Origin of the sequence: Streptomyces narbonensis, assembly GCF_014649015.1 — a bacterium.
Lineage (GTDB): Bacteria > Actinomycetota > Actinomycetes > Streptomycetales > Streptomycetaceae > Streptomyces > Streptomyces narbonensis.
Map to the genome: position 1 here is coordinate 128,636 of NZ_BMSF01000002.1, position 12,906 is coordinate 141,541.

General features: G+C 71.7%; 14 protein-coding genes. 9 read left to right on the top strand and 5 right to left on the bottom strand.

Annotation, left to right across the window (positions count from 1 at the left end; all coding sequences use genetic code 11):
• Positions 1-104: 104 nt before the first annotated feature.
• The 4 genes from IE124_RS04175 to zapE all read right to left on the bottom strand — a co-directional run bounded on the left by IE124_RS04175 (position 105) and on the right by zapE (position 4,269).
• A complete protein-coding gene (locus IE124_RS04175; RefSeq protein ID WP_189504949.1) occupies positions 105-977 on the bottom strand; it encodes a PPK2 family polyphosphate kinase in 873 nt (290 codons plus the stop codon).
• 98 nt (positions 978-1,075) lie between these two features.
• Positions 1,076-2,455 (bottom strand): alkaline phosphatase PhoX, encoded by a 1,380-nt coding sequence (locus IE124_RS04180; protein WP_189504951.1) that lies wholly within the window; start codon positions 2,453-2,455, stop codon positions 1,076-1,078.
• A gap of 269 nt (positions 2,456-2,724) precedes the next feature.
• A complete protein-coding gene (locus tag IE124_RS04185) occupies positions 2,725-3,150 on the bottom strand; it encodes an OsmC family protein (protein ID WP_189504953.1) in 426 nt (141 codons plus the stop codon).
• 33 nt (positions 3,151-3,183) lie between these two features.
• Positions 3,184-4,269 (bottom strand): cell division protein ZapE, encoded by a 1,086-nt coding sequence (gene zapE / locus IE124_RS04190; RefSeq protein WP_189504955.1) that lies wholly within the window; start codon positions 4,267-4,269, stop codon positions 3,184-3,186.
• Positions 4,270-4,305: 36 nt separating this feature from the next.
• Here zapE and IE124_RS04195 point away from each other — a divergent pair, with 36 nt between their 5' ends.
• The 9 genes from IE124_RS04195 (at position 4,306) to IE124_RS04235 (ending at position 11,913) form a co-directional block, all read left to right on the top strand.
• A complete protein-coding gene (locus IE124_RS04195) occupies positions 4,306-5,184 on the top strand; it encodes a pyrimidine reductase family protein (protein WP_229832130.1) in 879 nt (292 codons plus the stop codon).
• Between the two features lie 105 nt (positions 5,185-5,289).
• A complete protein-coding gene (locus tag IE124_RS04200) occupies positions 5,290-5,772 on the top strand; it encodes an indole-3-glycerol phosphate synthase (protein WP_189504957.1) in 483 nt (160 codons plus the stop codon).
• Between the two features lie 195 nt (positions 5,773-5,967).
• Complete coding sequence (murC, locus tag IE124_RS04205) at positions 5,968-7,359, top strand: UDP-N-acetylmuramate--L-alanine ligase (protein WP_189504959.1); 1,392 nt, start codon at positions 5,968-5,970, stop codon at positions 7,357-7,359.
• A 10-nt stretch (positions 7,360-7,369) separates the two neighbouring features.
• Positions 7,370-7,780, top strand: a complete 411-nt coding sequence (gene msrB / locus IE124_RS04210; protein WP_189504961.1) for a peptide-methionine (R)-S-oxide reductase MsrB — start codon at positions 7,370-7,372, stop codon at positions 7,778-7,780.
• A gap of 80 nt (positions 7,781-7,860) precedes the next feature.
• On the top strand, positions 7,861-9,654 hold the full coding sequence (locus IE124_RS35990; protein WP_465270626.1) for a YwqJ-related putative deaminase: 1,794 nt from the start codon (positions 7,861-7,863) through the stop codon (positions 9,652-9,654).
• A 9-nt stretch (positions 9,655-9,663) separates the two neighbouring features.
• Positions 9,664-10,137 carry an SUKH-3 domain-containing protein gene (locus tag IE124_RS04220; protein WP_189504965.1) on the top strand — a complete coding sequence of 158 codons (474 nt, stop codon included), beginning with the start codon at positions 9,664-9,666 and terminating at the stop codon, positions 10,135-10,137.
• On the top strand, positions 10,130-10,525 hold the full coding sequence (locus IE124_RS04225) for a YwqJ-related putative deaminase (protein WP_189504967.1): 396 nt from the start codon (positions 10,130-10,132) through the stop codon (positions 10,523-10,525). Before IE124_RS04220 ends, IE124_RS04225 begins: the two co-directional genes overlap by 8 nt.
• Complete coding sequence (locus tag IE124_RS04230; RefSeq protein ID WP_189504969.1) at positions 10,522-11,427, top strand: SUKH-3 domain-containing protein; 906 nt, start codon at positions 10,522-10,524, stop codon at positions 11,425-11,427. Before IE124_RS04225 ends, IE124_RS04230 begins: the two co-directional genes overlap by 4 nt.
• A gap of 21 nt (positions 11,428-11,448) precedes the next feature.
• The gene (locus IE124_RS04235) at positions 11,449-11,913 is read left to right on the top strand and encodes an SUKH-3 domain-containing protein (protein ID WP_229832183.1); all 465 of its coding nucleotides are present in this window, start codon (positions 11,449-11,451) and stop codon (positions 11,911-11,913) included.
• Between the two features lie 56 nt (positions 11,914-11,969).
• Here the strand turns inward: IE124_RS04235 and IE124_RS04240 are convergent, their stop codons facing one another.
• Positions 11,970-12,755 carry an SDR family NAD(P)-dependent oxidoreductase gene (locus IE124_RS04240; protein ID WP_189504973.1) on the bottom strand — a complete coding sequence of 262 codons (786 nt, stop codon included), beginning with the start codon at positions 12,753-12,755 and terminating at the stop codon, positions 11,970-11,972.
• Positions 12,756-12,906 lie beyond the last annotated feature (151 nt).

Consider the following 12,906-nt stretch of genomic DNA (forward strand, 5'->3'; position numbering starts at 1 on the left):
ACTCGACAGCAGCAGCACCCGAGTCCACGCACTGAGCTGACGCACCATCGCCCGGGCATGCGCGGCCCGCTCGCGACGGGCCGTCGCGGCGTGACCGGCGCCGCTCACGTCGCCAGTAGCCGCCGTCGGCACTCCGCCACGTCGAAGTCCCCCGGCGGGTACTTCGGGTCCAGGGCCTCCAGGTGTTCGAGCAGCAGCTTGCTGACCGCCCAGTTCCGGTACCACTTGCGGTCCGCCGGGACCAGGTACCAGGGCGCCTCGTCCGTCGTGCAGCGCTCCAGGGCGATCTCGTACGCCTCCTGGTACGCGGGCCACACCGACCGCTCCTCGATGTCGCCGGCGTTGAACTTCCAGTGCTTCTCGGGGTTGTCCAGGCGCTCCAGGAGGCGGTTGCGCTGCTCCTCGTACGAGATGTGGAGGAAGACCTTGACGACCGTCACGCCGTCGTCCGCGAGGGACTTCTCGAAGCGGTTGATCTGGCCGTAGCGGCTGGCGAGCTGCGAGCGCGGGGCCAGGTCGCGGACGCGCGCGATGAGGACGTCCTCGTAGTGGGAGCGGTCGAAGATGCCGATCTCGCCCGGCTTGGGGAGCGCCTGCATGATCCGCCAGAGGAACGGATGGTTCTGCTCCTCCGGGGTCGGGGCCTTGAAGGCACGGATGCGGCAGCCGGACGGGTTGAAGAGGCCGATGACGTGCTTGACCGTGCCGCCCTTGCCGCTGGTGTCCATGCCCTGGAGGACCAGGAGCAGCCTGCGCCGGTCGCCCGCCGTGCTCGCCGCGTACAGGCGTTCCTGGAGGTCCGCGAGGCGCGGTCCGAGCGCGGCGGTGGCGGCCAGGCCGGCTGCCTTGCCGGCGGGGCCGGCCGGGGTCGCCGAGGCGTCGTACGCCGCGAGGTCGAGCCGCTCGCCCTCGGGCACCCGCAGCACGTCACGCAGGGGCGTGTCCGGTGGCCTCCGCCAGTGCTTCTTCTTCTCCACCGCGTGACCCTTCCGCCGCGCCCCGTCCCGACCGTCCTCTTCCCCTCCCGATCCTGCGACGGAACCGGCCCGGCCGCGACCCCGGCCCTCCCGTCAGCTCAGCACCACGGGCCCGTCACCGCGAACGTCGTCCCCGGGGTGTAGCAGTTCACGTACATCGTGGAGCCGTCCGGGGAGAAGGTGACGCCGGCGAACTCGCCCCACTCCGGCGCGTCGGGGGTCCCGATGTTCTGCGCGCCCCGGGCGACCGCGTACACCTCGCCCTTCCTGCTCACCCCGTAGACGTGCTGCGCCCCGTCGCCGTCCTCGCTCACCATCAGGCCCCCGCTCGGCGTCAGACAGATGTTGTCCGGGGACTCGCCCGGGAGCTGGATGTCGGTGCTCGGGCCGAAGACGACGACGAGCGTGAGACGGCGCCGGTGCGGCTCGTACTTCCAGACCTGTCCGAAGTGGGTCGCACCGGAGCCGTCCTTCTGCCGGGCGAAGGAGGACACGAAGTACACGGCCCGCCCGCCCCAGTAACAGCCCTCCAGCTTCTGGGCGTGCGTGATGCCCTTCGGGCCGAAGTCCTGGAGCCTGATGGGGGTCTCGGCCGCCCGCGGATCCGGTACGGGGACCCACTCGACGCCCTCGAAGCGTGCGCCGGTCTCCTGGATCACGGAGAGGTCGGGGACGCCGGGCACCCGCATGGCCTCCAGGGCGCCGCCCGCGCGCAGCGAACCGGTGCCGCCGAGCGGCTTGCGGGGGAGGAAGCGGTAGAAGAGGCCGAAGGGCCGCTCGAAGGCGTCCTCCGTCTCGTAGACGATGCCGCTCGACGGGTCGACGGCGATCGCCTCGTGCTGGAAGCGGCCCATCGCGGTGAGGGGGACGGCGCCGGTGCGGTGCGGGTCGGCCCCGTCGACCTCGAAGATGAAGCCGTGGTCCTTGGTGTAGCCGTTCGTCCCGGCCTTGTCCTCGGTCTCCTCGCAGGTCAGCCAGGTGTTCCAAGGCGTGGGCCCGCCCGCGCAGTTGACTGCGGTCCCGGCGATGGCGACGCGCTCGCCGAGGACGTTGTTCCGGCCGTCGAGTTCGAGGGCCGTGCATCCGCCCTTCGCCGCCGGGTCGTACGTCAGGCCGGGGACGGTCGGGACGCCGATCTTCCCGGTGACCCGGTTCTCGTGGTTGCGGACGAGGTGCACGCGTCCGCGCCGGCCGGCGAAGGCGGCCATGCCGTCGTGGTTGCTGGGGACGGGCCCCTCGCCGGAGCGGAGCGGATCGCCCTGCCGGGAGAGGACCTTGTAGCGGAAGCCGGCCGGGAGGTCGAGGAGCCCAGCGGGGTCGGGGAGGAGGGGGCCGTAGCCACCCCGCGACCCGAGCCTCCCGAGGTCCCCGGCGGCGGCCGCGCTGCCCGCGAAGAGTTCGGAGAAGGCGCCGGTGAAGGCGATCCCGGCGACGGACGCGCCGGTGCGGGAGAGGATCTGACGTCGTGTTGCGGACATGAGGCAACCCACTTTTCCTGTTGGCGGACAGGTGTGTGTGATGTGACGTGTGACCCGCATGTGTGTATCACGCACTGTGGTGACACGTGAACCATGCGGGCCACAACTGCCTCGTGTGGCGCGCTTGCTGACGTGAGGTCAGGACACGTAGTAGCCCGGGGTGGTCTGGGTGGTCCCCGGGGTCGTCCCGGGGGCGTCCCCGGGTGGTACCCGGGTGGTCCCTGGGTGGTCCCAGGGTGGTCCCAGGGTGGCCGGGGTGGGCCCCGTCGTCAGGCCAGCTTGGCGGTGAGGGTGATCGTCGTGCCCGTGAGTGCCTGGCTGACCGGGCAGTTCTTCTTCGCGTCCTCCGCGAGCTCCTGGAAGCGGTCCGCCTCCAGGCCGGGGACCTCACCGGTCACGGTCAGGTGGATGCCCGTGATGCCCTCACCCGGCTGGAAGGTGACGTCGGCCTTGGTCTCCAGGCGCGTCGGCGCGTGGCCGGCCTTGGCCAGGCCGTTGGAGAAGGCCATCGAGAAGCAGGAGGAGTGCGCGGCGGCGATGAGCTCCTCGGGGCTCGTCTTGCCGTTCGGCTCCTCGGTGCGGGCGGGCCAGGAGACGTCGTACGAGCCGAGGCCGGACGAGTCGAGGGTGACGACGCCGGAGCCCTTGAGAAGGTCGCCCTGCCAGACGGTGTGGGCGTGACGCACGGTGGCCATGGTGGATCCCTTTCGATCGGGTATGGCCCCAACCTACTGCCCGACAAGCCCCTTTGCGTCGCGCGCGAGCGCGGTGAGCCGGGAGATGGCCCGGAAGTACTTCTTGCGGTATCCGCCGTTCAGCATCTCGTCGCTGAAGAGCTGGTCGAAGGGCAGTCCGGAGGCGAGGACGGGTATCTCGCGGTCGTAGAGGCGGTCGGCGAGGACGACGAGCCGGAGGGCCGTCGACTGGTCGGGGACCGGCCGGACATCGGTGAGGCAGACCGCCGCGAGGTCGTCGGTGAGCGCGCCGTACCGGCTCGGGTGCACCTTGGCCAGGTGGTCGAGCAGGTGCGGGAAGTCGTCGAGGGAGGCGCCCGGCGTCCGGTACGCGGTCTCCGTGACGACCTGGTCGGAGTAGGGGGCGGGGGCCTCGGGCAGGCCGCGGTGGCGGTAGTCCTCGCCGTCGATCCGCAGCGGCATGAAGTGTGCGGAGAGACCCTGGATCTCGCGGAGGAAGTCGGCGGCGGCGAAGCGGCCCTCGCCGAGCTTGCCCGGGAGCGTGTTGGAGGTGGCGGCGAGCGCCACGCCCGCCTCGACGAGCTTGCCGAGGAGGCTGGAGACGAGGACGGTGTCGCCCGGGTCGTCCAGCTCGAATTCGTCGATGCAGAGGAGACGGTGCCCGCTGAGGGTCTTCACCGTCTGCTGGAAGCCGAGCGCGCCGACCAGGTTGGTCAGCTCGACGAAGGTGCCGAAAGCTTTCAGCGCGGGTTCGGCGGGGGTCGCGTGCCAGAGGGAAGCCAGCAGGTGGGTCTTGCCGACGCCGTATCCGCCGTCCAGGTAGACCCCGCGCGGCCCGCTCGGGGCGGCCGGCTTCTTGGCGAACCAGCGGCGCTTCCCGGCGCCGGAGGCGTGCGCCCCGCCGAGACCCTCGGCGAAGCCGCTCAGCGCCTTGACGGCGTCCGTCTGGCTTGGCTGGTTCGGGTCCGGCAGGTACGTGTCGAAGCGCACGGAGTCGAAGCGCGGCGGCGGCACCATCTCCGCGACGAGACGGTCGGCGGGGACGTGGGGCTCTCGGGAGCAGAGCGAGAGCGGGGCCGCTTCGGTGGAAGCCGCTTCGGTGAGGGCGTGGGTCGACACAGTTCCCCACTGTAAGCGCCATGTCAGACTGCGAGGATGCGACGCCTGCTCCCTGTGACGGACATGACAGCCCACGAGACCGGCGCGGGGGAGGTCCACGGGACCGCCGCGGGGAAGGCCACGGCCGCCACGGAAGCCACAGCCACCAGGGCGGGGGAGGCCCAGGTGGCCGCCGTCGGCGAGGCCCCGGCCGCCGGCCGGGAGTGGACCCTGGACGAGCTGGCCGACGCCTACGCGTATCCGGAGGGTGACGCCGTGTGGCTGCGGGCCAACATGGTCTCGTCCCTCGACGGGGCCGGTCAGCACGAGGGCCGCTCCCAGCCGCTCTCGTCCGAGACCGACATGCGGATCTTCGGCACCCTGCGCGGCCTCGCCGACGTGATCGTCGTGGGCGCGGAAACGGTACGTCTGGAGGGGTACCGCCCTGCCCGGGCGCGGGAGGCCTTCGCCGCCCGCCGGGCCGCCGCCGGGCAGGGCCCCGCACCCGTGATCGCCGTGGTGACGGCCTCCCTCGATCTTGACTTCTCGCTGCCGCTCTTCACCGAGCCGCTCGTCCCGACCCTGATCCTGACGGGGGCCGCCGCGCCCGCCGAGCGCGTACGGGCCGCCCGAGAGGCGGGTGCCGAGGTGCTGGTCGCGGGCGACGGGGCCGGGGTGGACCCCGCCCGTGCGGTGGCGGTCCTCGCGGAGCGCGGGCTGCGGCGCCAGCTGACCGAGGGCGGACCCCGGCTGCTCGGCCAGTTCGTGGCGGCGGAGGTCCTCGACGAGCTGTGCCTGACGATCTCGCCGACGATGACCGCGGGGGGCGCCCAGCGGATCGCCGGAGGCCCTTCGGTGGTCGTCCCGACACGCTTCTCGGTGGCTTCCGTGCTGGAGCAGGACGGCTTCCTCTTCACCCGCTACCGTCGGATCTGACAATCAGCGGAATTTGTCGTTCCGCTTTCCGTCCGCTGGGCACACTTATGTCGCAGACCCCGTGCGGGCACGGGGAAGGATGGTTTCCGCAGAAGGGCTCCAGAGGTGTTCACAAGCGTTCTGATGATCGAGAAGCCCCTGACGTCCGTCGACGTGGAGTTCGTCACCACGCTGCACGGCGACGAGGGCGTGTCCTTCATCGTCCTTATGCAGCCGCGTGGTGACCAGGCCGATGTGCTCTTGCGTGCCATCGACGACGTCGCCATGGGCGAACTGAAGGAAGCCGCCCACGAGGGCGGGGAACCGGAGGGCAAGGCCGCCCGGGTCCCCGCCGAGCAGGCCCTGGAGCACTCGCTCCAGGCCCTGAGAGACGCCGGCTGCGAAGCGGTCGGCCAGGTCGTCGAGGACCACCCGCTCACCAGGATGAAGTCGGTGGTCGAGGAGTCGGAGGCGGACGAGGTGATCGTTCTCACCGCCCCGCACTACGTGGAGGAGTTCTTCCACCGGGACTGGGCCTCCCGGGCCCGGCACAAGGTCGGCGTCCCGGTGCTCAAGCTCTTCGCCCACAGCGAGCAGGACGCCTCCTAGGGGTATCCGGCCCCGGGTCGCGCCCCGTGCAGGGGGCGCGACCCTGGGGGGCGGCTTGCCGATCAGGCCACGCACCGCCCGACGTGCCTGGCCCCGGTCACGGAAGCCGGAGCCACTAGGCTGGGGACTTCCACCGCTGCGTGTTGCGTACGCAACACGTAGGAGATACGAGACTCACCCCGGGGAGAGATCCGCATGGCACCCGCCATCCCTGCCGCCATGGAACGGCCGCACTTCATCGGCATCGGCGGTGCCGGAATGTCGGGCATCGCGAAGATCCTCGCCCAGCGGGGCGCCAAGGTCGCCGGCAGCGACGCCAAGGAGTCCCCGACCGCCGAGGCGCTGCGCGCCCTCGGCGCCACCGTGCACATCGGCCACGCCGCCGAGCACCTCGCCGACGACGCCTCCGCCGTCGTCGTCTCCAGTGCCATCCGCGCCGACAACCCCGAGCTGGCCCGCGCCGCCGAGCTCGGCATCCCCGTCGTGCACCGTTCCGACGCGCTCGCCTCCCTCATGGACGACCTGCGCGCCATCGCGGTCGCCGGCACGCACGGCAAGACGACGACCACCTCGATGCTGGCCGTCGCCCTGACCGAGCTGGGTCTCGACCCCTCGTACGCCATCGGCGGCGACCTCGCGGGCCCCGGCACCAACGCCCGCCACGGCTCCGGGGACGTCTTCGTCGCCGAGGCCGACGAGAGCGACCGCAGCTTCCAGAAGTACGACCCCGAGGTCGCGATCGTCCTCAACGTCGAGCTGGACCACCACGCGAACTACGCCTCCATGGACGAGATCTACGAGTCCTTCGAGGCCTTCACCGCCAAGATCCGCCCGGGCGGCACCCTGGTCGTCGGCGAGCACGCCGGCGCCCGTGAGCTGGCCCGCCGGGTCGCGGACCGCGACGGTCTGGACATCGTCACGGTCGGCGAGTCCGAGGACTCCGACGCCCGGATCCTGAAGATCGCCCCGAACGGCATGAAGAGCGAGGTCGTCGTCCTCCTCGACGGCGTCGAGCACGCCTTCACCGTCTCCGTCCCGGGCCGCCACTACGCGCACAACGCCGCCGCGGCCCTCGCCGCCGGCGCCCGCGTCGGCATCGACCCGGCCGAGCTCGCCCAGGCCCTCACCGCCTACACCGGCGTCGGCCGCCGCCTCCAGCTCAAGGGCGAGGCCGCGGGGGTCCAGGTCATCGACTCGTACGCCCACCACCCCACCGAGATGACCGCCGACCTGGAGGCCATGCGCGGCGCCGCCGGAGCCGCCCGCCTGCTCGTCGTCTTCCAGCCGCACCTCTTCTCCCGCACGCAGGAGCTCGGCAAGGAGATGGGAGACGCGCTGGCCCTCGCCGACGCCTCCGTCGTCCTCGACATCTACCCGGCCCGCGAGGACCCGATCCCGGGCATCACCAGCGAGCTGATCATCGCCGCCGCGCAGCGGGCCGGCGCCGACGTCACGGCCGTCCACGACAAGGACACCGTCCCGGACGTCGTCGCGGGAATGGCGAAGCCCGGTGATCTCGTTCTGACGATGGGCGCGGGCGACGTCACGGACCTCGGACCGCGGATCCTGGACCACCTGGCGAACTGAGGAGCAGCTGATGTCGGCGTACGAGGTCGAGAAGCCGGACGAGCAGTGGCGGGCGGAGCTCACCCCGGCGGAGTACCAGGTGCTGCGCCAGGCGGGCACCGAGCCGGCCTTCCGGGGGGAGTACACGGACACGAAGACGAAGGGCGTGTACTCCTGCCGTGCCTGTGGCGCGGAGCTGTTCACGTCGAACGAGAAGTTCGAGTCGCACTGCGGCTGGCCCTCGTTCTTCGACCCCAAGGACTCCGGGGCGGTCGAGCTGATCGAGGACCGCTCGCACGGCATGCTCCGCACCGAGGTCCGCTGCTCGCGCTGCGGTTCGCACCTGGGTCACGTCTTCGAGGGTGAGGGCTACCCCACCCCGACGGACCAGCGGTACTGCATCAACTCGATCTCGCTCCGTCTGGAGCCGGAAGAGGGCTGACGCCCGGACGCCTCGTCACCCGCCCCCTGTGGTAGGACTATTGCGGATTGCAAACAGTCTTCACGGGGGGGCGGGGGAACGTGGCAGTCACGGTTCCGGATTGGGCGGACACTCTTCTCGACTTGATCGGCGTGGCCTGGCCGAACGTCGACGAGGACGCGTACCGCGAGATGGCGGACGCGCTCAGGGAGTTCGCGGAGGACCTGGAGGACGACGGCCAGCTCGCGAACAACCACTTCGAGCGGCTGCTGTCGTCCGGCGAGGGTGAGGCGCTCGACGCGCTCAACGAGCACTGGGCGAAGATCAAGACCAAGCACCTGAAGGACATCTCGGGTGCGGCGCGGACGGTCGCGGGCGGCCTGGACACGGCGGCCGGCGCGATCGAGGGCATGAAGCTCGCCGCACTCGTGCAGCTGGGCTATCTCGCGGCCGAGGCCGGTATCGCGATCTCCCTGATCCCGGTGACGGGCGGTCTTTCGGCGCTGATCGGCGCGGCGTCGATGCGGGCCACGCAGGAGGTCATCAAGCGGCTGATCAAGGAGTGCGTGGAGGAGGCCGTCGGCTACGTCGTGGCCGCGATGACCGAGCCGGCGGTGGCCGCCCTCGAAGGCATGGCCGCCGATCTCGTCGTCCAGCTCGGCGCGGTGGCGATCGGCCTGCAGGACGGGGTCGACCTCGACCAGACCAAGGACGCCGGGCAGCAGGGCTTCAAGGACGGGGTCCAGTCCGGCAAGGAGGCCATGAACCTGGCCTCGGCCGGCGGTGGCGGCGGTGGCTCGAAGGGCGGGGGGCTGAAGAACCTGCACATCGAGCACGCCGAGCACACCCACGCCTCCACCCAGCTCAACACCGTCAGCGCGGGCATCCACGGCAAGACCGCGGGCAAGCTCACGAAGGCGAAGACCGCGCACGGCCGGACGCGGGGCCGCGACTCGATCGCCGACGCGATCGACCCGATCGCCGACAAGGCGCTCGAAGCCCTCACCAAGGCCGCGAAGAACATGGGCGACCACGTCGGCCAGACGCTGCCCAAGGCCGTCAAGCAGATCTCCGTCGACCACAAGAACACCGACGACAACCTCCGCGACCGCTTCGCCCGCCAGCGCAAGGGCGACCACGACAACGACGGCAAGGGCGGGGGTGGAGGCGGCGGTGCGGGTGGCGGCGGCGGGAACGGCAATCCCCCCGGCGGCAACGGCAACAGCGGCTCCGGGAACAACCCCGGCGGCAACCGCATCACCCCGGCCCCGCCCTGGCACGGCAGCTCCGCGGGCGGTATGCGCCACCACCGTACGGACCCCCTCGACGTGCGTCACCTCACCCCCGAGCAGCAGCGTGACGCCCTGGTCCAGGAGGCCCGCGACCTGGCCGACCGGTCGCGGCGGGCCGACCCGGACAACCCGGACGACCCCAAGCACCAGATCGACCTGGCCAAGACCCGGTTCCCGGTCGGTGAGCACCTCCTCAAGGACAACGCGTGCTCCGGCTCCCTGCTCCACGACGGTGTCGTCACCAGCCACTCCAGCACGACCAAGTGGGAGGGCCAGGACAAGCCGAACCTGCATCCCGCCGCGCAGGACATCTACGACCAGGTGAAGGCCAGGGCGGACGCCGCGGGCGAGCGCACGGGCGCCGGCCACGGCAAGTGCGCGGAGGCCAACCTCCTCTCGGACCGGCTGCGCCAGCTCGACCCGGACGGAACGTCGATCCGTACGCTCGACCAGGTGCGCGAGGCGATGAACGGGGCGCAGATGTACTCCGTGCAGATCGGCAAGGACCCGAAGGGCCTCCTCGCGCACAACGACTACAAAGCACCGTGCCCTTCGTGCGCGGTCGCCCTCGACATGGCGGGCATCGCCGCCTACGCAGGTTAGGAGCCACTCATGCCCCATCTCAAAGTTCCGGCTGACGTCGATGCCTGGTTCACCGAGAACGGCTGGTTCCCCGGCAGGAACGCCGCCGAGCAGGCTTCGGCGTTCGTGGCCGAGGTCGTCGAGGAGAGCCGGAAGCGCGGGTTCCCTGTAGAGCCGTTGCCCACCGCGACCGCGTTCCTCGCCGAGCACGCCGGGCTCCGGGTGATGCACAACGTGGAGCGCGACTGGTACATCGCCTTCACGCCCGTTCCCGACTGGGTCAGTCTCTTCGAGGACATGGCCGAGCTGAGCCGCAGGCTGGGCGTGCGGCTCTTCCCGGTCGGCTGGGACTCCACGGACGCGGAGTTGTACGTCGTGGACGAGCGGGGCCGCTTCTTCTGCATGCACCACACGGGCGACTACTACATGGGCACCGGCAAGCACGAGGCGATGATCGGCCTCTACGCCAACCCCATGCAGGACGCGGAGGACTTCTATGTCTGACCTGATTCCCGGTACGGCGGCGTCGTTGCTCATCCACGGCACAATCACCAGCCACACCAACCTCACCGGCGACGGCGAGCCCCGGCTGCACCCCGCCGTCCAGGAGTTCTTCGACGGGCTCCCGCCGGCCCTGCGCGAGCCGTTCATCGGGTACTGCGCCGAGTCCGCGCTCGTCTCCGACGAGCTCTTCGGCTTCGACCGGCAGCGCGGCGACGGACGTGCCGCCAACCTCGACGAGGCCACCCCGCACTTCGCGGGAGCCGCGATCGTCGCCCGGAAGATCCGCCCGCACGGCGACCCCGAGCACGGCACTGAGGCCGAGGTGTGCCGCTCGTGCTCGGCCCTCCTCGACCGTCTGGGGATCACGATCATCCACGACGAAGCATGACCGGCGTGCTGATGCGGGCCGGATGGCGGCCGGACCGCGACACCGGGGACGCCGCCATGCTCGCGATCCTCACCTCGGCGGCCGTCGGCGCCGTGTCGTTCCCCGCCGCCGAACGGGCCCTGCGCGAGTTCCACGGCCTGCACGTCCTCCCCGCCGACACCGGCGGCCGTGAGGTCGCCGCCATCGGCAGCGTCGTCGACCCCCGCGAGGCCCGCTTCGACGTCCCGGCCCTGCACAGGCTCGCCGACTCCCTCGGAGCACGCCTCTTTCCTCTCGGCCGTACGGACACGGACGCGCCGCTCGCGGTCGACGAGCACGGCAGGCTGCTGATGCTCGGCCCCGGCGGGCCCTGGCTCCTGGGCGAGACGGTGTACGACGGCCTCTCGGCGCTCGCGGAGGGGATCGCGCCGGTACGGCTCCGCGCACCACGCCGGCGCTTCCCGCTGCCCGACGGGCCCGCCGATCTCGGCGCCGCCGTACGGGCCGCGCTCGTCGCCGTCTACGTCCTGCACAGCGCGGGCCTGTACAGCGGCCGCGCCCTGCACCTGCGGGCCACCACCCTTCGGGGGATCGGCGTCGTGGCCGTCGACGAGGATTTCCCGCTGGGCCCGGGCTCCCTGGACAGCAGCGCCGAACCGCTGCTCGCGGCGATGACCGGCCGCCTCGACGCCTCGGGCGCCCGCGCGGCCGGCTGCGAGCTGACCCTGACGATCCCCGTACCGCCCGGCACGGAAGGCCCGCCCGCCACCGTGGAGTGCACCGTGACGGTGGGCAACCCGTCCGAAGCCCCCGCACTGACCCTCTCGGCGGGCCTGTCCGCGTCCGCGGGCCCCACGGCGACGGTCCTGGACACCTGCGCCCGGTCCCTCGCCGCCTGGTCGGCGGCTCCGCTCCGCCCCTGAAGGGAGACGGCCGTGCCGCGCATGGAAACCCGGGAGGACGTCGACGCCTGGTTCGGGGAACACGGATGGTTCCCCGGCCGTGACGCGGCCGAGCGGGTCCCCGCGATCGTCGCGGAGATCACCGAGGAGTGCCGGCGTGCGGGGTACCCGCTGGAGCCGTTCGCTGCCGCCACCGACTTCCTCGCCGAACACGCCGGACTCCGGCTGACGCTCGACGCCCGGCGCGAGGAGTACCTCCACTTCACCCCGGCCCTCGTCTGGCACTCGACCCCCGGCGACATCGCCGAGCTGAGCCGCAACCTCGGCATACGGCTCTTCCCGGTCGGCTACGACTCGTCGGAGGGGTCGCCCCTGCTCGTCGACGCGCGGGGCAGGTTCTTCTACCAGCACCACACCGGCGACTACTACATGGGCGCCGACAAGTACGAGGCGATGATCGCCCTCGCTCACGCGCCCATGCCGGACGCCGAGGACCACTTCGTCTGATCGGACGCGTGCCGGCCGGACCTCCGGGAGGAGCTCCGGCCCGACGCCCCGGGGGCTCAGTGGACGGAGAAGCCGCCGTCCACGAAGAGGGACTGGCCGGTGACGTACGCGGAGGAGGCACTCGCCAGGAAGACCGCCGCGCCCGCGAAGTCCTCCGCCAGGCCGTTGCGGCCGACCATCGTGCGGGCGGCCAGGGCGGCCACCTTCTCGGGGTCGGAGGAGAGCCGCCGGTTGAGCGCGGTCATGACGAAGCCGGGGACCAGGGTGTTGGCCGTCACGCCGTACGGCGACCACGCCTCCGCCTGCGAGCGGGCCAGCGACTCCAGGGCGCCCTTGGAGACCCCGTACGCCCCGCTCTGGACAAACGCGCGGTGCGCCTGCTGCGACGTGATGTGGATGATCCGGCCGAAGCCCCGCTCGGCCATGCCGGGGCCGAAGCGCTGACCGAGGAGGAACGGCGCCTCCAGGTTCACGGTCATCGTCGTGTCCCACACCTCCTCGCCCAGCTCGCCGAAGGGCGGACGGAGGTTGATGCCCGCCGAGTTGACCAGGATGTCGGGCTCCCCGAAGACGGCCGCCGCCGCCTCCGCCCCGGCCTTGATCCCCTCGCGGGTGCTCAGGTCGGCGCTCACCCACGCGGCCCGGCAGCCGTCGGCCGTCAGCTCGTCCACCGTCGCGACGAGCTCCTCCTCCTTGCGCGCGAGGACCACGACCCGCGCCCCGGCCCGGGCCAGGGCCCCGGCGACGGCCCGGCCGATGCCCGAACTGCCGCCGGTGACGAGGGCGGTGCGCCCGTCGAGGGAGAAGAGGTCGGAGAGATACCCGCCGGGCGTCGTGCTCATCTGGTCTGCGCTCCTCGCGTCGTGCGTGTGCCGGCCGCCCCGGGTGCGGTGGAGGGCAGGTACACGCATCCTGTCAGACGCCGTCCGGACGCGGTCGGCCGATCGCGTCGTCGACGGACCGTGCGAGTACCTTGATCGGGAAGGAACAACC

Excerpts from the sequence above, each read along its gene's own strand:
- IE124_RS04180 (WP_189504951.1), bottom strand. The coding sequence starts at position 2,455 with ATGTCCGCAACACGACGTCAGATCCTCTCCCGCACCGGCGCGTCCGTC.
- IE124_RS04185 (WP_189504953.1), bottom strand. The coding sequence starts at position 3,150 with ATGGCCACCGTGCGTCACGCCCACACCGTCTGGCAGGGCGACCTTCTC.
- IE124_RS04195 (WP_229832130.1), top strand. The coding sequence starts at position 4,306 with ATGCGACGCCTGCTCCCTGTGACGGACATGACAGCCCACGAGACCGGC.
- murC (WP_189504959.1), top strand. The coding sequence starts at position 5,968 with ATGGCACCCGCCATCCCTGCCGCCATGGAACGGCCGCACTTCATCGGC.
- msrB (WP_189504961.1), top strand. The coding sequence starts at position 7,370 with ATGTCGGCGTACGAGGTCGAGAAGCCGGACGAGCAGTGGCGGGCGGAG.
- IE124_RS04220 (WP_189504965.1), top strand. The coding sequence starts at position 9,664 with ATGCCCCATCTCAAAGTTCCGGCTGACGTCGATGCCTGGTTCACCGAG.
- IE124_RS04225 (WP_189504967.1), top strand. The coding sequence starts at position 10,130 with ATGTCTGACCTGATTCCCGGTACGGCGGCGTCGTTGCTCATCCACGGC.
- IE124_RS04230 (WP_189504969.1), top strand. The coding sequence starts at position 10,522 with ATGACCGGCGTGCTGATGCGGGCCGGATGGCGGCCGGACCGCGACACC.
- IE124_RS04235 (WP_229832183.1), top strand. The coding sequence starts at position 11,449 with ATGGAAACCCGGGAGGACGTCGACGCCTGGTTCGGGGAACACGGATGG.
- IE124_RS04240 (WP_189504973.1), bottom strand. The coding sequence starts at position 12,755 with ATGAGCACGACGCCCGGCGGGTATCTCTCCGACCTCTTCTCCCTCGAC.